Source organism: Nonomuraea bangladeshensis (genome assembly GCF_039529455.1).
In the GTDB taxonomy this organism is placed as follows: Bacteria; Actinomycetota; Actinomycetes; order Streptosporangiales; family Streptosporangiaceae; genus Nonomuraea; species Nonomuraea bangladeshensis.
Map to the genome: position 1 here is coordinate 90,143 of NZ_BAAAMV010000012.1, position 21,631 is coordinate 111,773.

The window sequence follows — 21,631 nt, forward strand, 5'->3', positions numbered from 1 at the left end:
ACGGCGCCAACTCCGAGCCGGCTGTCACTTCCCGATCCGCCACAAGCGATAAAAACTCGCACGGCAATTGAACCGCGACCCCGCCCCCTGCGTACCTGGCGACATGCTGCACCGTGTACGGTCCATCGCGGCGTCCTGCCTCATCCTCATCGGCGTGAGCCTGGCCGTGTCCACCTTCCTCACCCCCGACCCGGCCCTCACCACCACCGCCCACGCCGCGACCGCCCACCGGCACGCGACACAGCCACCCCCTCCCGACGACCAACCCCTCCCCGCCGCCGACCTCGAACAACTCCAGCGAGCCGTCGCCTGCACCGACCCCAAACTCCAGGTCGACGCCACCGAACTACGCGAAGTCAGCTGCCACACCCCCGCGGGCCGCTACACCCTCCTGACCTTCGCCACCCAGGCCGGCGCCCGCGCCTGGCTCGACGAAGCCCAACCGTACGGCGGGACCTACCTCGTCGGCGACCGATGGACCGTCGTCGCCGCCCCCGACCTCCTGACCGACCTCCGCGCCCGGCTCGGCGGCCGACTCGAAGGACACCACAAGCCGTCCCCATAGGGGTCGAGGCAAAGCCCCGTCAGTGCTTGACTGAAGGCGGCCCCGACACCCGGAGACCCGCATGGACGTGTTCGAACCGGCCAAACTCGGCCCGCTCACCCTGCGCAACCGCATCATCAAGGCCGCCACCTTCGAAGGCATGACCAGAAACGCCCTGGTCAGCGACGACCTCATCGCCTTCCACCGCGCCCACGCCGCCGGCGGCGCCGCCATGACCACCGTCGCCTACTGCGCCGTCGCCCCCGAAGGCCGCACCGAACGCCGCCAGATCTGGATGCGCCCCGACGCCCTGCCCGGCCTGCGCCGCCTCACCGACGCCGTACACGCCGAAGGCGCCGCCGCCTCCGCCCAGATCGGCCACGCCGGCCCCGTCGCCAACAGCAAATCCAACCGCCTGCCCGCCCTCGCCCCGTCCGCGGCGTTCAACCCGCAGGCCATCGCCATGACCAGACGCGCCACCACCGCCGACATCGAACGCATCACCGCCGCCCACGCCACCGCCGCCCGGCTCGCCGCCGAAGCCGGCTTCGACGCCGTCGAGATCCACCTCGGCCACAACTACTTCGCCAGCGCCTTCCTCTCCCCCAGACTCAACAAGCGCGACGACGAGTACGGCGGCCCGCTGGCCAACCGCGCCAAAGTCGCCCTCGGAGCCGCCCGCGCCGTCCGCGACGCCGTCGGCGACCGCATCGCCATCCTCGCCAAACTCAACATGGACGACGGCGTACGCGGCGGCCTCGGCATCGACGAAAGCCTCCAGGTCGCCCAATGGCTCGAACGCGACGGCAGCCTCGACGCCCTCGAACTCACCGCAGGCAGCTCCCTGCTCAACCCCATGTACCTCTTCCGCGGCGACGCCCCCATCCACGAGTTCGCCGCCACCTTCAAACAACCCGCCCGCCTCGCCATCAAACTCGCCGGCGAACGCTTCATCCGCGCCTACCCCTACCAGGAGGCCTACCTGCTCGACTCCGCCCGCCACTTCCGCGCCGCACTCAAAACACCCCTGATCCTCCTGGGCGGCATCAGCCAGCGCGCCACCATGAACCTGGCCATGGCCGAGGGCTTCCCGTTCGTCGCCATGGCCCGCGCCCTGCTGCGCGAACCCGACCTCGTCAACCGCCTCCGAACCGACCCCGCGACCCGCTCCCTGTGCGTCCACTGCAACAAGTGCATGCCCACGATCTACACCGGCACCCGCTGCGTCCTGACCTGACCCCATCGCTTCGCGACCGCCACTGACCCGTCACCACCCCAGACCCGCCAGAAAACCGATCAGCGCGGCATTGACCTCCGCAGGCCGCTCCAACGGCGGCAGATGCCCCGTCCCCGGCAGATCGAGCCGCCCCGCACCCCTGATCCCCTCCGCCAGCAACCCCGACACCGCCTGAATCCCCGGCACATCCTCCAACCCGTTGATCACCAGAGCGGGACAGCCGACCTCACCCAGCCGGTCCTTCGCCGACAGATGCCGCTCCGGCACCGGCGGACAACTCCAGGAACGCTCGAACACCCGGCGCATCATCGCCAGCGCCAGCTCCCACACCCGCGGATCCAGATCATCCGCCCCCCGATCCGGCCCCGCGACCTGCCACAGCGCATGCGCCCGGGCGAAGGCGTCCAGATCCTCAGGAAGCACCTTCTCCGCCGTGCCGTCCCAGTAACGAGCCAGCCGATCAGCAGGAACCGTGCTGTGCACCCGCTCCCGCGCCTGCGCCACCATCTCCTCCGGCCACACATGACCCGACAACCCCGAAGCGATCAGCACCAGCCCCGCCACCCGGCCCGGCGCCACCAACGCCGCCTCCACCGCGTAGGAACCGCCCATCGAGTCACCCACCAGCACCGCCCGCTCCACGCCGAGCCCGTCCATCACCCGCAGCAGATCCTCGTGATGAACGACCCCACCCACCGGATCAGCCGACTCGCCGTACCCCCGCCAGTCATAACTGATCACCCGATGACCAGCGGACAACACCTCACGCTGATGCCTCCACATGCGCCGGTCAGCGATGCCCGCGTGAATCAGCACCAGCGCCGGCCCCTCACCGGCCTCCTCGCACGCCAGACCATCGATCATCACCATGTCCCACAGCGTAGGAGCGCAACCCGCACCCCCACGGAAAGGTTTGCAACCGGCGTACCCGCCACCCGCGACCAGGACACCGAGGTCCTGTCGACATGGATGAGCAGGCCGTGACAGGACCCGCCGAATCCAAGTCGCGACCTCCACGGGTACGCCCCGGCGGCGGCCAGAGCCAGGCTCTCGGCAGGGCCGGCGACCCGCAACCCACCTGAACCACCGCGACCATCACCATCTCGTAAGAAGTGACCCAGCCCAGCACATCTACGGTGGTCGCCATGAGCACCCTGCGAAGCGCCGCCGCCGCGATGACCACGCTCACCCTGCTGACCGCCGCATGCGGCACCACGCCCCCCGACCAGCCGGAACACCAGGCCACCGACACCTCAGCATCCGCGCCGGCCGCACCCACCGGCAGCAACGAGGAGACACGCAAGGCCACGGCACCCGCCGCACTCCGCTTCACCACCCGGACACTCGACGGCAAAACCTTCCAAGGGGAAAGCCTCGCGGGCAAACCCATCGCCTTCTGGTTCTGGGCCCCATGGTGCCCCAAATGCCTCTCCGACGCCCCCGCCGTCAAAGCGGCGGCCACCCAGCACAAAGACGTCACATTCATCGGAATCGCCGGCCTGGACACCGAAGCCGCGATGAAAGAGTTCGTCCAGCGCACAGGCACCAGCGACCTCGTCCACCTGTCCGACGCCAAAGGCGCCGTATGGACGAAACTCGGAGTCACCGAACAGTCCACCTTCGTATTCATGAAACCGGACGGCACACTCGAAAAAGCATCCGGACCACTCGGCCAGAACGGACTGGAGAAGCACCTCCGCACACTGACCGCCCAGTAGCCGCCATGACCTCCCCCACCCAGACACCACTCGCCCTGGCACTCACCGCCGGCATGGTGGCCGCCTTCAACCCATGCGGCTTCGCCATGCTCCCGGCCTACCTCACCCTCCTGATCAACGACCAAGAAACCCGCCCCATCCGCCGCGCCCTCATCCTGGCCACCGCGATGACCGCCGGATTCGTCACCGTCTTCGGCCTGTTCGGACTGGTCGTGACCATACTGGCGGTATCAGTGGGCAGCCACCTGCCATGGGCGACCCTGGCCATCGGCGCGATTCTGGCCGGACTGGGCCTATGGCTGCTCTCCGGCCGCGAACTCGTGCTCCGCCTCCCAGGGCTCGCCACCGGCCGCCCCACCACCGCACCCCTGTCGCTCTACGGCTACGGCCTGTCGTACGCCCTCGCCTCCCTGTCATGCACAGCCGGACCGTTCCTCGCCGTCACCTCCGCCGCACTGTCCGGACAAGGCATAGGCGGCGGAGCCGCGGCCTTCACCGCCTACGCGCTCGGCATGGGCCTGATCATCGCCATCCTGTCGCTGACGGTCGCACTCGCCCGCGCCACCCTCGTGACCCGGCTGCGACGACTGCTCCCCTACGTCTCCAGAGCCAGCGGCGCCCTACTCACCCTCGCAGGCCTGTACGTCCTCTACTACGGCTGGTACGAACTACGCGTCTTCGCAGGCCAGAACACCGACGACCCGATCGTGAACGCGGCGACCGCAGCACAGACCACCATCGCCGGCTGGATAGCCGAACTCGGCCCAGGACCGCTCGCCCTCGCACTCGGCCTCCTGCTCGCCCTGACGACCCTGATCCTGCGCACGACACGCCGCCGCGACCCAGCCCCCTGAACGACTGGACTCTCCCACACCGGGAGACCCCATGCTGAGGGCTCCGACCCGGGCAACCACCCCGCCCGGCCACCCCACGAAGCCCCAGGAGGCACCCCATGACACCGCAACTGGTCCACCACGGCCCCACCACCTGCCTCAACGTCACCGGCATGGGCGAACCCGGCGGCACCGAACACCTCTCCGCCATCAGCGCCCTGCACGCCGTGGCCGCCGCCATGGGCGGCCCCGCCGGCCCCCTCGAAGGCCGCTGGTGGGTGGAGGACACCACCCTGCCGCCCCTGGACGTGCCCCGCGACCAGTGGCGGTGGCACCTGCTGCTGCCGCTGCCCGGCGTACCCGAGCCGGGGACGGTCGAGACGGCCCGCGAGCAGGCCCGCGCGTCCGGCGCCGCCGTCGACCGCGTCCAGGTGGTCGTCTTCACCGAGGGCGAGTGCGTGGAGCTGCTCCACGAGGGCCCCTACAGCGAGGAGAAGGTGTCGCTCGACGTGATGGACGCCTTCATGGCCGAGCACGGCCTGGTGCGCAACGGCCTGCACCACGAGATCTACCTGACCGACTTCACCGACCCCGAGCCCAAGACCCTGCTCAGGCAGCCAGTGACACGACGGTGAAGCCGCTTTTTGTCATTGAAGGTGTACGGGCGAAGCCCGTTCCATTGTTGATCTTGAGGGTTTTGTGCAGCCCCGACGCCTTTACAATGTAGATTCATAACTGCCGGTCACGGACGGGGCCGTCCAGTCGGCGAGCAGGCGCAGGGCCTCCTCGGTCGGGGACCCCGGCTCCACGTTGTACACGCACAACGTCTGGTCGGGGTCCCCCGGAGGCTGCAGGGACTCGTACGAGAAGTGCAGCTCACCGACCAGCGGGTGGTGGTAGCGCTTGGAGCCGTGCGTGCGCCGCAGCACCCGATGGTCGTTCCACCACGTGCTGAACTCCGGGCAGCGCAACGTCAACTCCCCCACCAGGTCGGCGAGCCGGCGGTCACCGGGGTAACGGCCGGCTTCGAGCCGCAGCATGGCCACGGTCTCGGCGGCGATCTGCTCCCAGTCCCCCGTGCGCTCCCTGGCGGCGGGATCCAGCAGGTAGTAACGGGCGAGATTACGCTGCGGAACGGGCAGGGCGTCGAAGTCCGTCAGGACGGTCCGGGCCAGGCGGTTGGCGGCCAGGATGTCCGTACGCCGCCCGACGACGAACGCGGGCACGTGGTCGAGCGTCCGCAACATCAGGTGGAGCCCCGGCCGGACGCGCTGCGGGCTGACCGGCGCCCGCCGGGCGGGCCGGGCGAGCAGGTCGGTGAGGTGCTCGCGCTCGGCGAGGTCGAGTTCGAGCGCCCGCGCGAGCGCCTCGACGACCTCGGGCGACGGGTTGCCGGCGCGGCCCTGTTCGAGGCGCGTGTAGTACTCGGTGCTGACCCCGGCCAGCCGGGCGACCTCGTCGCGGCGCAACCCGGGCACCCGGCGGGCACGCCCGTCGGCGGGCAGCCCCGTACGGTCGGGAGTGATCCTGGCACGCCGGGAACGCAGGAAGTCGGCGAGCTCGCGGCTACGGTCCATGCCTTCCATTGTGGCCGGACGGGACCCGGCGGCCCGCGGCGAGGGTGGCCCTGTCAGTACCAGCCTTTTGAGAACCTGCCTGGTCAGGGCGTGTCCGGACCCCCTGTCGAGGGGTCGCGGGGTGATGTGCTGAAGGGGCGGAACTCCGCAACGGAACCCGGAAAGGACCACCTCATGACCACGCACACTTCCGCCCGTCCCCTCGCGGGCCGCGTCGCGGTCGTCACCGGAGCCTCCAGCGGCATCGGCGAGGCCACCGCCGAGCACCTGGCCGAGCTCGGCGCGCACGTCGTCGTCCTGGCCCGGCGCGCGGAGCGCCTGGACGCCCTGGTCGCCCGCGTCACCCAGGCCGGCGGCCGAGCCCTGGCCCTCGCCGCCGACGTCACCGACGAGGCGGCGGTGCGCGCCGCCGCCGACCGCGTCGCCGACGAGCTCGGCGGCGCCGACCTGCTGTTCAACAACGCGGGCGTCATGCTGCCCGCGCCCGTCGAGGAGCTGGCGACCGACCAGTGGCGGCACCAGATCGACCTCAACATCACGGGACTGATGAACGTCATCGGGGCGTTCGTCCCGCAACTGGTCAAGGCGGCCGCGGAACGCGGCGTGGCCGACCTGGTCAACACCTCGTCGATCGCGGCGCAGAACATCTTCCCGAACTTCGCCGTGTACTCGGCGACCAAGGCGTACGTCACCCACCTGTCCCGGCACCTGCGCACCGAGCTCGGGCCGAAGAACGTGCGGGTGTCGGCGATCGAGCCCGGCATCGTCGGCACCGAGCTGCAGGACCACGTCACCGACGAAGGGGCGCTGGCCTGGCTGGAGGGGTCGAAGCAGGCGATGGAGTGGCTGACGCCGCAGGACGTCGCGCGTACGATCGGGTTCCTCGCGAGCCTGCCGCCCCGGGCGAACCTCCAGCAGGTCACCATCATGCCGACCGGTCAGGCGAGCTGACGCGGCGGCGAGGGCAGGGGCCGGCCGGGTTGAGCACCAGGGAAGAGACCCGGCAGGCCCCTGCGGGCGGGCGTTGACACCTCCCACCCTCGCTCGTCACGCAGAGTGACGTCAAGGCAGGTTTCTGTCACCTCCGCCGTCACGATCGGTCACCGGACGCGGGCCAGGAACACGTACTCGCGGCCCGGCCGGTCCGGGGCGTCGCGGACCTCCTCCACGACGTACCCGTGGGCGTCCAGGTCCTGTTCGACCTCCTCCCGCTCCCGGAACCGCAGCGTGGCCTCCGACGTCAGCACCGCGCCGTCGGCGGCGAACACCCACGTCCCACGGAAGGTGACCAGCGGTCCGCTGACGTCGAGCAGGTCGAACCACTGCTCGACCCGGCCCACGCCCTCGACGTCGGTCACCCGGTACGACTCCGCGCGGTTCCACGCCAGCCACGCCCGGCGGGCCGGCACCCGCGTCTCGAACACCAGCCGCCCGCCCGGCCGCAACGCCCGGCGCGCACCGTCGAGGGTGGCGGCCCAGTCGTCCGGCTCGACGATGGCCTGGGCGACGTTCGCGGTCATCGTGGCCAGGTCCGCGGCCATCGGCGGCAGCGCGCGGGCGTCGCCGTGGATCCAGCGCACCCGCTCGGCGCCCGGCTTGGCGCGGGCGACGGCCAGCGACGCCGCCGCCGGATCGACGCCGGTCACCTCCAGGCCGCGCGCGGCCAGCATCAGCGCGAACGTCCCGGTGCCGCAGCCGACGTCCAGCACACTGCGAGCGCCCAGCTCGGCCGCGATCGCCGCGTAGACGTCGAGGTCGGAGCGGTCGGGGTCGAGCGGGTCGTACACGGCGGCCAGCCGCGGGTCCTCGAACTCCTCGTTCATGCCGCGACCCTAGGCACGGAGCCGGACGGACGCCACCGGTTAAACGTCCGGTCAGGCGGCGGGACAGAATGGGCGCATGACACGTGCGGTGTACGTCGCGGCGGGCGAGGCGGAGAGCAACAAGGGCACGGTCGCCCTCGGCATGGTCGAGCTGCTGTCCCGGCAGGTGGGGGCGGTGGGCGTGTTCCGGCCGGTGGTGCGGGCCGGCCGCGAGGACAACCTCATCAACACCGTCCGCAGCCGCTTCCAGCTCGGCCTCCCCTACGACGCCTGCGCCGGCGTCACCTACGACGACGTGCACGCCGACGCCGACCGCGCCGCCGGCGACATCGTGGCCCGCTACCGCGAGCTGGCCGGGCGCTGCGAGGCCGTGGTGGTCGTCGGCACCGACTACACCGACGTGGGCGCGCCGACCGAGTTCGAGTTCAACGCCCGGCTGGCCGCCGACCTGGGCACGCCCGTGCTCAACGTGGTCAGCGCGAGGAACCGTACGGCCGCCGAGGTGGCCGCCGCCGTGGAGCTGTCGACGCGGCAGCTCGTCCACCACCACGCCCACGAGCTCGCCGTCGTCGTCACGCGCGCCTCGGAGCCGGCGGGGCTGCGGGCCGCGCTGGAGCATCCGACGCCCGTGTTCGTGCTGCCGGAGGCCCCGTCCCTGCGCGCCCCCACCGTCGCCGACCTGCTGCAGGCGTGCGACGGCGCGTTCTTCCTCGGTGACCGCGAAGGGCTCGGCCGCGAGGCGAGCGGGCTCACGGTGGGCGCGATGTCGCTGCCCAACATCCTCGACCGCTACACCGAGGGCACCGCGCTGATCATCCCGTCCGACCGGGCCGCCGCGCTGCTGCCCGGCCTGATCGCCGCCCACACCTCGCCGGGCTTCCCCTCGCTGTCCGCGGTGATCATGACGGGGGGCACGGAGCTGCCCGCGCCGGTCGAGCGGCTGCTGCGCGGCATGGTCATCCCCCTGCCGGTGATCGCGACCGACCGCGACACCTTCGACACCGCGACCCGCCTGTCGGCCGTGGAGGGCCGCTTCACGCCCGCCGCCGAGGGGAAGATCGACACGGCGCTGCGGCTGTTCGCCGAGCACGTCGACGGCCAGGTGCTGCTGGACCGGCTGGCCATCGCCAGGACCGACGTCGTCACGCCGCTCATGTTCGAGTACGAGCTGCTGGACCGGGCGCGGGCCCGCCGCCGCCGCATCGTGCTGCCCGAGGGCGAGGAGCCGCGCATCCTGCGCGCCGCCGAGGTGCTGCTGCGCCGCGGCGTGGCCGAGCTGACCCTGCTCGGCGACCGCGAGCGCATCGCGGCGCAGGCCGCCCAGCTCGGACTGGACCTGGACGGGGCGACCGTGATCAGCCCGTTCGACCCCGAGCTGCGCGAGCGCTTCGCCCGCGAGTACGCCGCGCTCCGCGCCCACAAGGGCGTCACCGTCGAGCTGGCCCGCGACACCGTCACCGACGTGTCCTACTTCGGCACGCTCATGGTGCACCTCGGCCTGGCCGACGGCATGGTGTCGGGGGCCGCGCACACCACCGCGCACACCATCCGGCCGGCGTTCGAGCTGCTGCGCCTCGGGCTGGTCTCCAGCGTGTTCTTCATGTGCCTGGCCGACCGGGTGCTGGTGTACGGCGACTGCGCGGTCAACCCCGACCCTGACGCGGCCCAGCTCGCCGACATCGCGATCGCCTCGGCCCGTACGGCCGCGCAGTTCGGCGTGGAGCCGCGGATCGCGATGCTGTCGTACTCGACGGGCGCCTCGGGCGCGGGCGCGGACGTCGACAAGGTGCGGGAGGCGACCGAGCTGGTCCGCAGGAGCCGCCCCGACCTGCCGGTGGAGGGCCCCATCCAGTACGACGCCGCCGTCGATCCCGCCGTCGCCCACGCCAAGATGCCCGGCAGCGAGGTGGCCGGCCGCGCCACCGTCTTCGTGGTGCCCGACCTCAACACCGGCAACAACCTCTACAAGGCGGTGCAGCGCAGCGCCGGCGCGGTCGCGGTGGGCCCGGTGCTGCAGAACCTCCGCAAACCGGTCAACGACCTGTCCAGAGGCGCGACGGTCGCCGACATCGTCACCACCGTCGCCATCACCGCCGCGCAGGTGCGCGACGACGTCCCGGCCGCGCCCGTGACGAGCGGCGCGGACGTGGCCCTCTCCCCCGGCGCCCGCCGGTGAACGCCGTGCGTGCCGCCACGGACGCCGACATGCCCGCCGTGCGGCGCATCGCCCGCCGGTTCGGGCTGCTGACCGGCTGGCCGCAGGGGGCCGACTTCCTGGACGCCGAGCGCGCGTTCGGCGCCCTCCTGATCGCGCGCACTCCCGCCGAGGACGCCGCCGGGTTCGGCGGGACGCTACGCCGGGCGGATCTCACCCACCTCGGCGACCTGTTCGTGCTGCCCGACCGGCAGTCCGGCGGCGTCGGCCGGGCCCTGCTGGCCGAGTTGCTGGCCGGCGACGGGCCGAAGGTCACCTTCGCCAGCTCCGACCCCCGCGCCCTGGCCCTCTACGTCCGGCACGGGTTGCGTCCCTGGACCCCGCTGCTCTACCTGACCGGGCCCGCCGCGCCGCTGCCCGCGCCGCCCGTCCGCGCGGCCCTGCCGGCGGAGGTCGCCGACGCCGACGCCCGCGCCTCCGGGGGCGCCCGCCCCGGCACCCTCTCCTGGTACGCGGCCCAGCCCAACGTCACCCTGCACGTCACCGACGGTGACGGCTACGCCTTCGCGCGCCGCTCGGGCGACGACACCCTGATCGGCCCGGCGGGCGGCGACACCTCAGGCGACTGCGCGGACGCGGTGCTCGGCGCCCTGGCCGCCACCGGCGCGCGGACCGGGCGGATCGCCGTCCCCGGCCCGCATCCCCTCGTGCCGCTGCTGCTGGGCGCGGGCTGGCACATCGCCGACCACGACACCTTCATGGCCGACGAGGCCGCGCTCGCCCGGCTGCGCCCCGACAGGTACGTCCCCCACCCCGACCTAGGCTGAGCCGTCGCCGGACGCCTTCGCCGCCGGCCAGGGGAAGGCGTCGCGGTGCGGGCCGTGGTCGGGGTCGAACTCGTGCCGGATGCGGGCGCAGTCCTCCAGCAGCGCTCCCTGCAGCGTCCGCAGCCGGTCGTCGCGCGTCCGGCCGAACATCGACTGCGACACGTGCTGCTGCCGCTCGCCCTCGCGCAGGGCGGCGCGCAGCTCCCGCAGGTCCTCCTCGCGTCCGCGGCCGAGCTGCAGCCGCCCGAACGTGCCGAACAGCCGTGACAGCGCGTCCAGCTCCTCGGCCAGGGGGCGGGGAACCTCGGCCGCCTCCTGCGCCGGCAGCCCGCGCACGCCCGACACGAGGTCCGCCAGCCCCCTGGCCACGCCTCTCAACTGGTGGCAGGCGTGGTCCAGGCAGGTCGCGGCCTCGGCCACCTGCCGCAGCCTGCGGTCGTAGCGGCGGCGGCGCAGCGACAGGCGTACCGACTCCTCGGCCTGGTCGCTCGCCTCCTCGGCCTGCTCCAGGCGCCGCGACAGGTCCCTGGCCCGCTCCAGCCAGTCGTCGGCCGCGTCCTTGCCCCAGTCGGAGCGCAGGCCGTCGGCCATGTCCTGGGCCAGCTCCGACAGCTCGCCGGACAGGTCGCCGAGCTCGCGCATCGCGTTGTCGACGAAGCGCGGCGGCAGGATCAGCAGGTTCGCGGCGATGCCGATGGCCGCGCCGAGCAGCACGTCGCCGAGCCGGGCGAAGCCGTAGGTCTTGCCCAGCGCGAGCACCAGCAGCGCCGTGATCGGGATCTGCACGTTGCGTTCCGGCAGGTTGAGCAGGCGGGTCAGCACGAGGCCCGCCAGCACGAGCACGCCCAGGGTGAGGGCGTTGACGCCCATCAGCCAGATCAGCGCCGAGGCCGCCGCCATGCCGACGAAGACCGCGCCGACCTGCTGCACGCCGCGTACCACGGTGTCGTACGCGGTGGCGGAGATCGTCAGCAGCACGCCGATGGGCACGAGCACCGGCAGATCGACCTTCAGCACGTACGCGGCCAGCCACCAGCCGAACATGCACGCGACCGTCACCTTGATCGTCTGGATGAGCTCCTCGCGCTCCAGCTGCAGCCAGCGCCCGAGTCCCTGCCGGTGGATGCTGGCGAGCGCCGCCGCCCCGCTCCGGATGATGCGCCCGAGCGGGGAGCCGCCGTCGTCGCGCCCCCGTCCCGGTTCGGTGTCCATGTCTGTCCCCTGCCCCACAAGGACGCCTGATAGAGACCGGTCTGTCTGGGTAGCGGCAAACGGAGTCACCAGACACGGGAGTCGCGCATGAGGACGTTAGTCGGAGCCGAGCGGATGGCGGTCACCGAGGGCTGGGCGCCCGGGGACCGGCTGCACCTGTTCAACGTCGGGCCGCGCCACGCCGGCGTCGAGCTGACCTTCTGCGCGGAGGGCCGGCCGCCGCTCGGACCGTACCGCACGGTCGTGCCCGCCCAGCGGCACCAGGCGCTGTCGCTGGAGGAGCTGGCCGGGCCCGCCGTCCTGTCCCCCGCGATCTCCTACGCGGTCGTGATCGTCGCCGACGTGGACGTGCTGGTCGACCTGACCCGCGACACCCACGAGGCGAGCCGGCGCACGGCGGCGTGAGCCGGCGTTTGACGCAAACTTGCCGATCGGCCGGGCGTTGCCGCGCGCTCCGGCCGGCGGCGAGCGGCTACTGTCCCTGGATCATGGGAAAGGGTAATCGCATCAGACGTCAGCGCAGGCGGCTCGACCAGCACGAGCCGTCGCGAACACCGCCGCGGACGGGCGCGGAGGACGTGACGTCCTCGTCCGAGGAGTTCCTGACACGCCTGGACGCGTACCTGTCGGAACAGCCCGGCGCGCACGACTGCGGCGAGGGCGGTGCGCCCGCCGCGGCGACGATGCCGGAGGTGCTGGCCGCGCTCGCCGACGGGCGGGAGCTGCGCACGCGCGACCTGGCGGCGGCCGTGCTCGCCGGGCGCGGCTGCGCGTGCGCCGTTCGTACGGAGTTCAGCCAGGCGCTGCTGGACCTGCTCAAGGGCGACGGGCGGGTGCAGGGCACGTTGCGGCGGCCGTCGTACTGGTGGCGGGCGGCGTGAGGTAGCAGGTCACGGCGACGGGACCGGGGCGAGGCGTGGGAGCACGTACTCGCCCACCCGGTAGGCCTCCTCCAGATGCGGCCAGCCCGACAGCACGAACTCCGACACCCCCGCCTCGGCGTACTCCCCCAGCAGCGCGGCGACCTCGGCGTAGGAGCCGACCAGCGCCGTGCCCGCCCCCTCACGGACCAGCCCCACCCCGGCCCACAGCCCGGGATGGATCTCCAGGTCGCGGGTGGAGCCCGCGTGCAGGTCCACCATCCGGCGCTGCCCGACGGAGTCGTAGCGGGCGAAGCGGCGCTGGGCCGCCTCGACGCGGGCCGGGTCCATGCCGGCGAGCAGCCGGTCGGCCACCGTCCACGCCTCGGCGGCGGTGTCACGGGCGATGACGTGCACGCGCAGCCCGTAGCGGAGCTCGCGGCCGAGCGGCCCGGCCAGCGCCCGCAGCCGGGCGACCCGCTCGGCGACGGCGTACGGGGGCTCGCCCCACATGAGCACGACGTCGGCGTGCCGGGCGGCGACCTGCTCGGCCGCCGGCGAGGCGCCGCCGAAGTAGAGCGTGGGGGCCGGGTCGAGCGGCCGGGCCAGCCCGCCGCGCTCGACCTGGTAGTGCTCGCCGTGGTGGTCGAAGGGCGTGCCCGCCCAGGAGCGGCGCAGCACGTGCAGGAACTCGCCGGTCCTCGCGTACCGGGCGTCGTGGTCGAGGAAGTCGCCGTAGGCGCGCTGCTCGACGGGGTCGCCGCCGGTGACGACGTTGAGCAGCAGCCGCCCGCCGGAGATCTCCTGGAACGACTGCGCCTGCTGGGCGAGCAGCGTCGGCAGCGCGTACCCGGTGCGGAAGGCGACGAGCAGCTTCAGCCGTTCGGTGTGCTGGGCGAGCGCGGCGCAGACGATCCACGGGTCGGGGCAGCCCGCGCCGACGGGGGTGAGCGCGGCCTCGAACCCGGCCTGCTCGGCGGCCCGGCCCACCTGCGTGAGGTACGCGAGGCTCGCCGCGCGGTCGGCGGGGCGGAAGGCGTCGGTCGTGGTGATGGCCGAGCGGACGTCGTGGCCGTCGCCGGTCGTCGGCAGGAACCAGTGGAAACGGAGCATCGGACTACCTCGCCTGTTTCATGTCGTCGCCGTCATCATCGGCCGCGGCCCGGCGCACGGCCAGCGCCACGCTCTCGCGCACCGCCGGGAAGTCCGGGTGGGTGTGCGGGTCGGGCGCGTGGGGAAGGGCCGAGCGCTGGTCGAGCAGGACGCGGCCGGGCCGCCTGCTCATCACGATCAGGCGGGTGCCCAGGTAGACGGCCTCGTCCACGCTGTGCGTGACGAACAGCACGGTCGTGCCCGTGGCCTGCCAGAGCCGGCGCAGCTCCTCCTGGAGGCGTTCCCTGGTGAGCGCGTCCAGCGCGGCGAACGGCTCGTCCATGAGCAGGATCGCCGGGCCGGGGGCCAGCGCGCGGGCGATGGCGGCCCGCTGCTGCATGCCGCCCGACAGCTCGTACGGCCGCCGCTCCGCCACGTCGCCGAGCCCGACGAGCTCCAGCAGCCCGGCCGCCCGCGCCCGCCGCTCCGGCCCCGGCACGCCCGCCGTCCGCAGCCCGAACTCGACGTTGCGCCGCACGTTCAGCCAGGGGAACAGGCGCGGCTGCTGGAACACCACGCCCCGGTCGGGGCCAGGGCCGGTCACCGGCGTGCCGCCCACCTCGATCCGCCCGGCGGTCGGGGCCGCGAACCCGGCGACCAGCCGCAGCAGCGTGCTCTTGCCGCAGCCGGACGGCCCGACGACGGCCACGAACTCGCCCGCGTCGAACCCGGCCGTGATGTCGCGCAGCGCCTCGACGGGCTGGGCGCGCGACCAGCGGGAGCGCGGGCGGTAGGTGAGCGAGACGCCGTCGAGCCGCACGCCGGCCGCGGTACGCGACCCGCCGGTCAGCTCATCCGCTGAACGCATCGCGCAGGTCCTTTGTGGCCAGGCCCTTCTGGAAGACCGTGAGCTCGGGCACCGCCGGCAGCTTGTTCTGCGCCTTGAGGAACGTGGCCGCGTCGCGCAGGTTCTCGGCGAGCTTGCCCGGCGCGTCCGGCGTGCCGAGGTAGTCGGGCCCGGCCTGCTCCTTGCCGTCGAGCAGGACCAGCTCGTCGAGCTGCGCGGCGGCCTCGTCCGGGGCGAGGTTGAGCTGGCGGCCGACCGCGGCGGCCGCGGCCTGCTTGTCGGAGCGCACCAGTTTGACGGCCCGGTCCTGCTGGCGCAGCCAGGTCCGCAGGGTCTCGGGGTAGGAGGTCGCGAACTGGGTGCGCACCACGGCGAGGTCGGCGGTCAGCTTGCCTTCCGCGGCCAGCTCCTTGCTGGTCACCAGCGTCTTCCCGGTCTTGCGGAGCTCGCCGAGCACCGGCGTCCAGACGTAGGCGGCGTCGATGTCGCCGCGCGTCCAGGCGGCCTGGATGTCCGGCGGCTCCAGGTCGACGACGGTGACGTCGGACTCGGCGAGCCCGCCCCGCTGGAGCGCGGCGAGCAGGCTGTAGTGGGCGGTCGAGGCGAACGGGGTGGCGATCTTCTTGCCCTTCAGCCCGTCGACGGAGGTCGCCTCGCGGGCGACCAGCGCCTCGTTCTCGCCGATGACGTCGAAGATCCACGGCACCTGGTACGGGATGTTCAGCGGCGCGGACAGCCCGCGGGTGACCGGGCTGCTGCCGGCCAGGCCGATGTCGATGCTCCCCGCCACCATCGCGGTGTTGACGTCGCCGCCGGAGTCGAACTTGATCCAGGTCACCTTGGTGCCCGGCAGCTCGTTCTCCAGCCAGCGCTGGTCCTTGACGATGAGGTCGCCGTTCGGGATGAGCTGGTAGCCGATGCGCAGCTCCTTGGGGCTGCCGTCGGCGTTGGCGGCGGCGTCGGCGGCAGGGCTCGCGCCGGTGCCGGTCGAGCAGGCGGCCAGGCAGAGGGCGAGCGCCAGGGCGGGGACGAGGCGGAGTTTCATGGGCTGGTGCCTCCGGGGGTTTCAGGCCTTGCCGCGCCAGGGCACGAGCAGGCGCTCGGTGGATTGCAGGAGCGTGTCGATGAGCAGCCCGGAGGCGCCGATGACGAGCAGGCCGAGCACGACGACGTCGGTCTGGTTGTAGCGCTGCGCGTCGCGGATCATGCCGCCGATGCCGGGGACGCCGTTGACGGTCTCGGCGGCCACGACCGTGGTGTAGGCGACCCCGACGGCCACCCGGACGCCGGTGATCACCTCGGGGAGCGCGCTGGGGAGCACCACCCGGTACGGGAGCTGCCAGCGGCGGGCGCCGAGCGAGCGGGCCGCGTACAGGTAGTCGGCGTGCACGCCGCGTACGGCGTCGGCGGTGGCCACGGCCACGGGCGGCAGCGCGGCCACGAACAGCAGCGCGACCTTCGGCGGCTCGTCGATGCCGAGCCAGATGATGAGCAGGCTGAAGTAGGCCAGCGGCGGCAGCGTCCGCACGAACGTGATGAGCGGGTTGAGCAGCGCCCGCACCGTGGGCACGAGCCCGACGACCAGGCCGAGCGCGACGCCGCCCGCGATGCCGTAGAGGCTGCCGAGCGCGATCCTGCGCAGGCTGGTCAGCAGATGCTCCGAGAGCAGGTAGCCGCCGTAGCCGCGCTGCCCGTCGTGGGTGGAGGAGGTGAGCAGGAACTGCTGCCACACCGAGCCGGGCGACGGCACGAACACCTCCGGCCAGAGGTGGGCGGCCGCGACCGCCCACCAGATCGCCCCGAGCAGGATCACGCTCGCGACCCGGAGCCCGACGCCACGGAACACCGGCCCAACCCCTATTCCCTATAAGCGACTGGTTTAGTGGGGAATACGGTAGAGGATCCGGCCCGTGCCGCGCAAGCTGCGGCTTCACCGCCTTCAGGACACGGCGAAGCCCGAGAACAGCGCCAGGGCGAGCGCCAGCGCGACCACCACGTTGACCACGGTCGCCGCCGCGAACACCACGACCGGCCGCCAGCCCGCCTCCCGCAGCGAGGCGACCCGGAACTCCAGGCCGATGCTCACGAAGGCGAGGATGAGGAACCAGGTGCGCAGGTCGTTCGCCACCCCGATCACCTCCTTGCCGTGGGCGGCGGTGACCGCGGTGAGGTACCACGTGGCCAGCACGGAGGCGGCCACGAAGCCGAGCACGAACTTCGGGAAGCGCCGCCACAGCTCCCCCGCGCCGGGCCGGGGCGCGTCCGGCCGCCGCTCCACGCGGAAGGCGAACCAGGCCGTCAGCGCCACCACGACGACGCCGATGAGCGCGTTCTGGGTGACCTTGACGATGGTGGCGATGGCCAGCGCGTCCTCACCGGCGAGCGCGCCCGCGGCGGTCACCGCGGCCGTGGTGTCGATGTTGCCGCCGATCCACGCGCCCGCGACCTCCGGGCTCAGCCCGAGCAGGGTGGCCAGCGCGGGCAGGACGAAGATCGACGGCAGCGCGAAGGCGATCACCAGGCTGGCGCTGTAGGCGAGCTGCTCACGCTTGGCCTGCACGGCACCGGCCGCGGCGATGGCGGCGCTGACTCCGCAGATCGACACGGCGGACGACAGCAGCGCCCGCAGCCGGTCGTCCAGCCCCAGCCTGCCGCCCAGCCACCAGGTGAACAGGAACACCGTGCTGATCAGCACCAGGGCCTGCACGATCGCCGGCCCGGCCGCGGTCACGATCACCTTGAGGTTGATCGACGCGCCGAGCAGCACGAGCCCGGTCTTGATGAAGAACTCGGTGCGGAACCCGCCCGACAGCCGCTCCCGCAGCCCGGCCGCGGTGAGCACCGCGTTGCCGAGCAGGCCGAGGACGATGGCGTACACGGGGAACTCGACGGCCTTGGCCAGGCCCGAGCCGGCGAACCAGGACGGGACGTTCTGCTCCAGGAAGCGGGTGGCGGCCCCGAGCAGCAGGACGGCGAGCACGCCGAGCGCGCTCCACTGCCACGTGCGGGTCGTGACGGCGGTCCCGGCGGTCATCACGGCACCAGGCCGGGCGGGATGACGCCGGCGAGGACGAGGACGAGCAGCGCCAGGCCGAGGAGGGTCGCCGCCCAGTCCTCGTTGAACGCGCTACGGCTCTCAGGAGGTTCTTCTCGGGTGCTCATGGGGGTGCCCCTCTCCGGCGGTCGGCCGATTTCAGGACACCACGGAGTACTAAACCCGTCAAGACCTACTGATTTAGTAGGTTAACCAGGAGATCTCAGGCCGCGACCGTCTCGTCCTCCAGCGAGGTCGCGCCCTGCTCCCAGCGGCCCAGCACGTGCTCCGCCCACAGCCGCTCGACGGCCAGGGCGCACGCCGCGCCGTACAGGATGTCGCCGGTCAGCGACGGCTCCTGCGTCGCCAGGCCCGTGCACAGGTCGTGCGCGGCGATCTGCTCGTGCACGGCGTCGGCCTGGACGTGCTCGTCGTAGAAGCGGGTGGCCTCGGCGTCCCCGCCGAGCCTGCGCAGGGCCGTGGCGTAGCGGCGGTTGGGCAGCGACGAGGTCATCTCCATGGCGGCGAGGTGCCCGGCCAGCGCGCCGCGCAGCCGGCGGTGCAGCCCGAACAGCGACATGACGTTGGAGACGGCCAGCGTGACGCCCGGCACCCGGCCCAGGTAGGCGCCGTAGGAGGCGTCCAGGCCCAGGGCGGTCATCGTGGTGCGGAACAGCTCGGCGTGCATGCGCTCGGCCCTGCCGCCGCCGTACTCGTCGGACTGGACCTCGACCAGCGCGGCCTTGGGCCGGCCGTGCAGGCGCGGGATGCCCCAGGTGTGCGGGTCGGCCTCCTTCAGGTGGTAGATCGAGCGGTGGACGACGAACTCGCGGAACCGGTCGAGGTCGGCCTCGCGCTGGAGGTACGCCGCCAGGCCCGGCCCCTGCTGCTCGTCGTGGGCGACCAGTTCCTTGAGCGCGCGGCGTACCTGCTGGGGCGGCACCGGCTCGGGACGTGGCACGGCGTCCGCGAGCGCGTCCTCCAGGCGGCGTTCGAGCTCGCGCCGGAAGCCCAGGAGCGACGGCTGCCACTCCCAGCGGTCGTCCACCCCGGCGAAGCCTCGGTAGTGCAGCTCGTAGCAGGCGAACAGGGCGAGCTGCAGGTCGCCGTCCGCCAGGGCCGTGGCGCAGGGGCCGGGGGTCGCCGGCGGCGGGTCCAGGTCGGCGGGCGGCCCGGCGAGGCGTTCGAAGAGCTCGGCGGTGAGGGGGCCGCGGGCGGCGGGCAGGTGCATCCGGCTCCGCTGCCCGGGGCCCTCACGTCCAAACCGGGCGCGCCGGGCAGCGCGGCGGTCGCGGGCCGGGCGCGGCGGGCCCGCGATGATGGGAGGGAAGATCACGATGACAGGAGCCACACATGCAGATCGGTGTCGTCTTCCCGCAGTCCGAGATCGGCGCGGACCCGGGCGCCGTACGCGCCTACGGCCGGCGCGTCGAGGAGCTGGGCTTTCGCCACGTGCTCGCCTACGACCACGTCGTGGGCGCCGACCCGGCCGTGCACCAGGGCTGGAGCGGCCCCTATGACGTGCACACGACCTTCCACGAGCCGATGGTGATGTTCGGCTACCTGGCCGCGCTGACGTCGCTGGAGCTGGTCACCGGCATCATCATCCTGCCGCAGCGGCAGGCGGTGCTGGCCGCCAAGCAGGCCGCCGAGGTCGACCTGCTGACCGGCGGACGCTTCCGCATGGGCGTGGGGCTGGGCTGGAACCACGTCGAGTACGAAGCGCTCGGCGCGGACTTCGGCACCCGCGGCAAGCGGATCGAGGAGCAGGTCGCGCTGATGCGCAGGCTCTGGTGCGAGCAGACGGTCACCTTCGAGGGCGAGCACCACCGGGTGAGCGCCGCCGGGCTCGCGCCGCTGCCGGTGCAGCGGCCGATCCCCGTCTGGTTCGGCGCGCAGTCGCCCCCGGCCTACCGGCGGGCCGGGCGGCTGGCCGACGGCTGGTTCCCCCAGATGTCCCCGGGGCCGGAGCTCGACCAGGCCAAGGCCATGGTCGAGGAGGCCGCCACGCAGGCCGGCCGCGACCCGTCCGGGCTCGGCATGGAGGGCCGGGCGGGGTGGACGGGCGACGCCGAGGCGCTGGTCGACCTCGCCGGGCGTTGGCGGGAGGCGGGCGCGACGCACCTCTCGATCAACACGATGGGGGCGGGCCTCGGCCCGGTCGAGGGACACCTGGAAGCCCTGGAGGAGGCCGCCGCCGCGCTCGGGCTGGGACGCGGCTGAGAGCACACCCGCACGTTACCTTCGCCGCCCGTCATGGGGATTTCGTGACCGGGGAATTACGCAGGTCAGGGGGGTGTTGTACGGTCCAGTGAGCGTGGCCGCGACCTCAGCCTCAGAGCGAGTGACCACCGGGCCGCGCTCGCCCGCGTCCGCCTCGCGGACGCCATGTTCGATCCCACTCCCACCGCGGGCGTCCGATGCCCGCGGCCGCTGAATCCGCCACTGGCGGAACCGGGGACCCGTTCTCGACCGGGGTGAATCGGCACGTCCATGTGCCGTAGGGCAGCTTCCGCACGCCCGAACCCGTCAGCTAACCCGGTAAGCGGCATGGAAGCGCAAAGGAGCAAACCCCTCATGGCCATCAGCCGTTTCATCCGTGCCCCGAAGCTGAACGCCGCCAAGCTGGCGCTGAGCGGCGCCCTCGCCGTCTCCGCCCTGGGCGCCACCGCCGCCGTGACCGCGGCCGCCGACAGCGCCCCCGCGCAGCCCGCGGCCGCCGCCGCCGCCGCCCAGCAGGGCGTCAGCAACCGCGACGCGCGCGTCAACGTCACCGCCCAGCAGGTCCTCGACCTCGCCCGCGCCCAGGTCGGCACGTCCGAGAACGCCGACGGCGGCGGCACCAAGTTCCAGCAGTGGTACGCCGACTCGGCCCGCGCCGGCGAGACCGTCCAGCGCGACGGCGGCAACAGGAACGCCTACCTGAACGCCCCCTGGTGCTCGATGTTCGTCTCCTGGGTCGGCGAGCAGACCGGCGCCCGCACCCAGGTCGGCTGGGACGCCTACACCGTCGCCCACGCCAAGTGGTTCGCCGCCAACGACCGCTGGGGCACCGAGGCCAAGCCCGGCGCCGTGGTGTTCTTCTCCTGGAGCGGCAGCAAGAGCCTGAGCGCCATCAACCACGTCGGTTTCGTCGTCAAGGACAACGGCGACGGCACGATCTCCACGATCGAGGGCAACACCGGCAACGGCAAGGTCGAGGAGCGGGTCCGCCCGACCTCCCAGGTCGTCGGCTACGGCTACCCGAACTACGCCGCCTGACCCGCTCACTCCTCCGGAGGCCAGTTCCTGAGCACCGCGTCGAGGGCGTCGAGAGTCCGCGCCCAGGACACGTCCACCTCGCGCGGGGTGCGGGCGAAGCCGCCCTGCGTCTCCAGGCTGACGAAACCGTGGAAGGTGCTGTGCAGCATGCGCACGGCGTCGGTCTGGGCGGGCTCGGGCAGGTCGTAGCCGCGCAGGATGGCCCGGGTCATCTCGGCGTGCCGGCGGGCGGCGCTGGCGTAGGCGGTCTCGTCGTCGAGCTCGATCTGCCCGGCGGCGTACCGGCCGGGGTGCTCCTTGGCGTAGCCGCGGTAGGCGTCGGCGAAGGCCACCAGCGCGTCCTTGCCGGCGCGGCCGGCGAGGGCGGCGGCGGCCCGCTCGGCGAGCTCGGCGAGGGCGAGGACCGCCACCCGCACCCGGAGCTCCTGGGCGTCCCTGACGTGGGAGTAGAGCGCGGCGGGCTTGACGCCGAACCGGCGGGCGAGCGCCGAGACCGTCAGGTTGTGGAAGCCGAGCTCGTCGGCCAGCTCCGCCGCCGCCCGGGTCAGGCGTTCCGCGGTCAGTCCCGCTCGTGCCACGCGCCCTCCATCACTTAAAGCCTTTAAGCATTT

At 72.9% G+C, this 21,631-nt stretch carries 24 protein-coding genes and 1 riboswitch; of the genes, 12 read left to right on the forward strand and 12 right to left on the reverse strand.

Translation table 11 applies throughout. The features are described 5' to 3' along the window. Positions 1–103: 103 nt before the first annotated feature. Together ABD292_RS37675 and ABD292_RS37680 are read left to right on the forward strand one after the other, a co-directional pair. On the forward strand, positions 104–565 hold the full coding sequence (locus tag ABD292_RS37675) for a hypothetical protein (protein ID WP_344216080.1): 462 nt from the start codon (positions 104–106) through the stop codon (positions 563–565). Positions 566–626: 61 nt separating this feature from the next. After that, positions 627–1,781, forward strand: coding sequence for an NADH:flavin oxidoreductase (locus ABD292_RS37680; protein WP_344216082.1), 1,155 nt, complete (start codon positions 627–629; stop codon positions 1,779–1,781). Positions 1,782–1,811: 30 nt separating this feature from the next. Here ABD292_RS37680 and ABD292_RS37685 read toward each other — a convergent pair whose 3' ends face one another. Beyond that, positions 1,812–2,651, reverse strand: coding sequence for an alpha/beta fold hydrolase (locus ABD292_RS37685; protein WP_344216084.1), 840 nt, complete (start codon positions 2,649–2,651; stop codon positions 1,812–1,814). 275 nt (positions 2,652–2,926) lie between these two features. Here ABD292_RS37685 and ABD292_RS37690 point away from each other — a divergent pair, with 275 nt between their 5' ends. The 3 genes from ABD292_RS37690 (at position 2,927) to ABD292_RS37700 (ending at position 4,967) form a co-directional block, all read left to right on the forward strand. Beyond that, positions 2,927–3,499: a TlpA family protein disulfide reductase gene (locus ABD292_RS37690; protein ID WP_344216086.1), complete on the forward strand. Its 573-nt coding sequence runs from the start codon at positions 2,927–2,929 to the stop codon at positions 3,497–3,499. A gap of 5 nt (positions 3,500–3,504) precedes the next feature. Beyond that, entirely contained in the window at positions 3,505–4,353 is an 849-nt protein-coding gene (locus ABD292_RS37695) for a cytochrome c biogenesis CcdA family protein (RefSeq protein ID WP_344216088.1), read from the forward strand. Positions 4,354–4,451: 98 nt separating this feature from the next. Continuing rightward, complete coding sequence (locus ABD292_RS37700) at positions 4,452–4,967, forward strand: GyrI-like domain-containing protein (protein ID WP_344216090.1); 516 nt, start codon at positions 4,452–4,454, stop codon at positions 4,965–4,967. Between the two features lie 81 nt (positions 4,968–5,048). On the opposite strand, the gene ABD292_RS37705 is transcribed toward ABD292_RS37700, so the two are convergent. After that, positions 5,049–5,909, reverse strand: a complete 861-nt coding sequence (locus ABD292_RS37705; RefSeq protein WP_344216092.1) for a helix-turn-helix transcriptional regulator — start codon at positions 5,907–5,909, stop codon at positions 5,049–5,051. A gap of 174 nt (positions 5,910–6,083) precedes the next feature. On the opposite strand from ABD292_RS37705, the gene ABD292_RS37710 reads away from it, so the two are divergent. Next, positions 6,084–6,860 (forward strand): SDR family oxidoreductase, encoded by a 777-nt coding sequence (locus ABD292_RS37710; RefSeq protein WP_344216094.1) that lies wholly within the window; start codon positions 6,084–6,086, stop codon positions 6,858–6,860. A gap of 149 nt (positions 6,861–7,009) precedes the next feature. Here the strand turns inward: ABD292_RS37710 and ABD292_RS37715 are convergent, their stop codons facing one another. Beyond that, positions 7,010–7,732: a class I SAM-dependent methyltransferase gene (locus ABD292_RS37715; RefSeq protein WP_344216096.1), complete on the reverse strand. Its 723-nt coding sequence runs from the start codon at positions 7,730–7,732 to the stop codon at positions 7,010–7,012. A 76-nt stretch (positions 7,733–7,808) separates the two neighbouring features. Here ABD292_RS37715 and pta point away from each other — a divergent pair, with 76 nt between their 5' ends. Together pta and ABD292_RS37725 are read left to right on the forward strand one after the other, a co-directional pair. After that, positions 7,809–9,908: a phosphate acetyltransferase gene (pta, locus tag ABD292_RS37720; protein ID WP_344216098.1), complete on the forward strand. Its 2,100-nt coding sequence runs from the start codon at positions 7,809–7,811 to the stop codon at positions 9,906–9,908. Positions 9,909–9,913: 5 nt separating this feature from the next. After that, entirely contained in the window at positions 9,914–10,714 is an 801-nt protein-coding gene (locus ABD292_RS37725) for a GNAT family N-acetyltransferase (RefSeq protein ID WP_344216100.1), read from the forward strand. Here ABD292_RS37725 and ABD292_RS37730 read toward each other — a convergent pair. Further along, positions 10,706–11,926: an FUSC family protein gene (locus tag ABD292_RS37730; RefSeq protein ID WP_344216102.1), complete on the reverse strand. Its 1,221-nt coding sequence runs from the start codon at positions 11,924–11,926 to the stop codon at positions 10,706–10,708. The genes ABD292_RS37725 and ABD292_RS37730 overlap by 9 nt on opposite strands. A gap of 87 nt (positions 11,927–12,013) precedes the next feature. Between ABD292_RS37730 and ABD292_RS37735 the strand changes: the two genes are divergently transcribed. Further along, the gene (locus tag ABD292_RS37735) at positions 12,014–12,331 is read left to right on the forward strand and encodes a sensory rhodopsin transducer (RefSeq protein WP_344216104.1); all 318 of its coding nucleotides are present in this window, start codon (positions 12,014–12,016) and stop codon (positions 12,329–12,331) included. A gap of 83 nt (positions 12,332–12,414) precedes the next feature. Next, on the forward strand, positions 12,415–12,807 hold the full coding sequence (locus tag ABD292_RS37740) for a hypothetical protein (RefSeq protein WP_344216106.1): 393 nt from the start codon (positions 12,415–12,417) through the stop codon (positions 12,805–12,807). Between the two features lie 9 nt (positions 12,808–12,816). Here the strand turns inward: ABD292_RS37740 and ABD292_RS37745 are convergent, their stop codons facing one another. From ABD292_RS37745 to ABD292_RS37775, 7 genes are all read right to left on the reverse strand, one after another. Beyond that, positions 12,817–13,899, reverse strand: coding sequence for an LLM class flavin-dependent oxidoreductase (locus ABD292_RS37745; RefSeq protein WP_344216108.1), 1,083 nt, complete (start codon positions 13,897–13,899; stop codon positions 12,817–12,819). A gap of 4 nt (positions 13,900–13,903) precedes the next feature. Beyond that, complete coding sequence (locus ABD292_RS37750) at positions 13,904–14,746, reverse strand: ABC transporter ATP-binding protein (protein WP_344216109.1); 843 nt, start codon at positions 14,744–14,746, stop codon at positions 13,904–13,906. Next, on the reverse strand, positions 14,730–15,770 hold the full coding sequence (locus ABD292_RS37755) for a taurine ABC transporter substrate-binding protein (RefSeq protein WP_344216111.1): 1,041 nt from the start codon (positions 15,768–15,770) through the stop codon (positions 14,730–14,732). Before ABD292_RS37755 ends, ABD292_RS37750 begins: the two co-directional genes overlap by 17 nt. 21 nt (positions 15,771–15,791) lie before the next feature. Continuing rightward, positions 15,792–16,571, reverse strand: coding sequence for an ABC transporter permease (locus ABD292_RS37760; protein ID WP_344216113.1), 780 nt, complete (start codon positions 16,569–16,571; stop codon positions 15,792–15,794). A 93-nt stretch (positions 16,572–16,664) separates the two neighbouring features. Next, a complete protein-coding gene (locus ABD292_RS37765; RefSeq protein WP_344216115.1) occupies positions 16,665–17,759 on the reverse strand; it encodes a YeiH family protein in 1,095 nt (364 codons plus the stop codon). Further along, positions 17,759–17,887, reverse strand: a complete 129-nt coding sequence (locus ABD292_RS37770; RefSeq protein ID WP_344216117.1) for a hypothetical protein — start codon at positions 17,885–17,887, stop codon at positions 17,759–17,761. Before ABD292_RS37770 ends, ABD292_RS37765 begins: the two co-directional genes overlap by 1 nt. A gap of 95 nt (positions 17,888–17,982) precedes the next feature. Next, complete coding sequence (locus ABD292_RS37775) at positions 17,983–19,095, reverse strand: iron-containing redox enzyme family protein (protein ID WP_344216119.1); 1,113 nt, start codon at positions 19,093–19,095, stop codon at positions 17,983–17,985. A 17-nt stretch (positions 19,096–19,112) separates the two neighbouring features. On the opposite strand from ABD292_RS37775, the gene ABD292_RS37780 reads away from it, so the two are divergent. Both ABD292_RS37780 and ABD292_RS37785 read left to right on the forward strand, forming a co-directional pair. Continuing rightward, the gene (locus ABD292_RS37780) at positions 19,113–19,982 is read left to right on the forward strand and encodes an LLM class F420-dependent oxidoreductase (protein WP_344216121.1); all 870 of its coding nucleotides are present in this window, start codon (positions 19,113–19,115) and stop codon (positions 19,980–19,982) included. Positions 19,983–20,180: 198 nt separating this feature from the next. After that, positions 20,181–20,322: riboswitch (cyclic di-AMP (ydaO/yuaA leader) on the forward strand. Between the two features lie 14 nt (positions 20,323–20,336). Continuing rightward, positions 20,337–21,020, forward strand: coding sequence for a CHAP domain-containing protein (locus ABD292_RS37785; RefSeq protein ID WP_344216123.1), 684 nt, complete (start codon positions 20,337–20,339; stop codon positions 21,018–21,020). A 5-nt stretch (positions 21,021–21,025) separates the two neighbouring features. Here the strand turns inward: ABD292_RS37785 and ABD292_RS37790 are convergent, their stop codons facing one another. Next, a complete protein-coding gene (locus ABD292_RS37790) occupies positions 21,026–21,598 on the reverse strand; it encodes a TetR/AcrR family transcriptional regulator (protein WP_344216125.1) in 573 nt (190 codons plus the stop codon). Between the last annotated feature and the right edge of the window lie 33 nt (positions 21,599–21,631).

Excerpts from the sequence above, each read along its gene's own strand:
- ABD292_RS37715 (WP_344216096.1), bottom strand. The coding sequence starts at position 7,732 with ATGAACGAGGAGTTCGAGGACCCGCGGCTGGCCGCCGTGTACGACCCG.
- ABD292_RS37755 (WP_344216111.1), bottom strand. The coding sequence starts at position 15,770 with ATGAAACTCCGCCTCGTCCCCGCCCTGGCGCTCGCCCTCTGCCTGGCC.
- ABD292_RS37680 (WP_344216082.1), top strand. The coding sequence starts at position 627 with ATGGACGTGTTCGAACCGGCCAAACTCGGCCCGCTCACCCTGCGCAAC.
- ABD292_RS37705 (WP_344216092.1), bottom strand. The coding sequence starts at position 5,909 with ATGGACCGTAGCCGCGAGCTCGCCGACTTCCTGCGTTCCCGGCGTGCC.
- ABD292_RS37685 (WP_344216084.1), bottom strand. The coding sequence starts at position 2,651 with ATGGTGATGATCGATGGTCTGGCGTGCGAGGAGGCCGGTGAGGGGCCG.
- ABD292_RS37730 (WP_344216102.1), bottom strand. The coding sequence starts at position 11,926 with ATGGACACCGAACCGGGACGGGGGCGCGACGACGGCGGCTCCCCGCTC.
- ABD292_RS37695 (WP_344216088.1), top strand. The coding sequence starts at position 3,505 with ATGACCTCCCCCACCCAGACACCACTCGCCCTGGCACTCACCGCCGGC.
- ABD292_RS37735 (WP_344216104.1), top strand. The coding sequence starts at position 12,014 with ATGAGGACGTTAGTCGGAGCCGAGCGGATGGCGGTCACCGAGGGCTGG.
- ABD292_RS37740 (WP_344216106.1), top strand. The coding sequence starts at position 12,415 with ATGGGAAAGGGTAATCGCATCAGACGTCAGCGCAGGCGGCTCGACCAG.
- ABD292_RS37700 (WP_344216090.1), top strand. The coding sequence starts at position 4,452 with ATGACACCGCAACTGGTCCACCACGGCCCCACCACCTGCCTCAACGTC.
- ABD292_RS37710 (WP_344216094.1), top strand. The coding sequence starts at position 6,084 with ATGACCACGCACACTTCCGCCCGTCCCCTCGCGGGCCGCGTCGCGGTC.
- ABD292_RS37785 (WP_344216123.1), top strand. The coding sequence starts at position 20,337 with ATGGCCATCAGCCGTTTCATCCGTGCCCCGAAGCTGAACGCCGCCAAG.
- ABD292_RS37745 (WP_344216108.1), bottom strand. The coding sequence starts at position 13,899 with ATGCTCCGTTTCCACTGGTTCCTGCCGACGACCGGCGACGGCCACGAC.
- pta (WP_344216098.1), top strand. The coding sequence starts at position 7,809 with ATGACACGTGCGGTGTACGTCGCGGCGGGCGAGGCGGAGAGCAACAAG.
- ABD292_RS37765 (WP_344216115.1), bottom strand. The coding sequence starts at position 17,759 with ATGACCGCCGGGACCGCCGTCACGACCCGCACGTGGCAGTGGAGCGCG.
- ABD292_RS37675 (WP_344216080.1), top strand. The coding sequence starts at position 104 with ATGCTGCACCGTGTACGGTCCATCGCGGCGTCCTGCCTCATCCTCATC.
- ABD292_RS37750 (WP_344216109.1), bottom strand. The coding sequence starts at position 14,746 with ATGCGTTCAGCGGATGAGCTGACCGGCGGGTCGCGTACCGCGGCCGGC.
- ABD292_RS37690 (WP_344216086.1), top strand. The coding sequence starts at position 2,927 with ATGAGCACCCTGCGAAGCGCCGCCGCCGCGATGACCACGCTCACCCTG.
- ABD292_RS37780 (WP_344216121.1), top strand. The coding sequence starts at position 19,113 with ATGCAGATCGGTGTCGTCTTCCCGCAGTCCGAGATCGGCGCGGACCCG.
- ABD292_RS37770 (WP_344216117.1), bottom strand. The coding sequence starts at position 17,887 with ATGAGCACCCGAGAAGAACCTCCTGAGAGCCGTAGCGCGTTCAACGAG.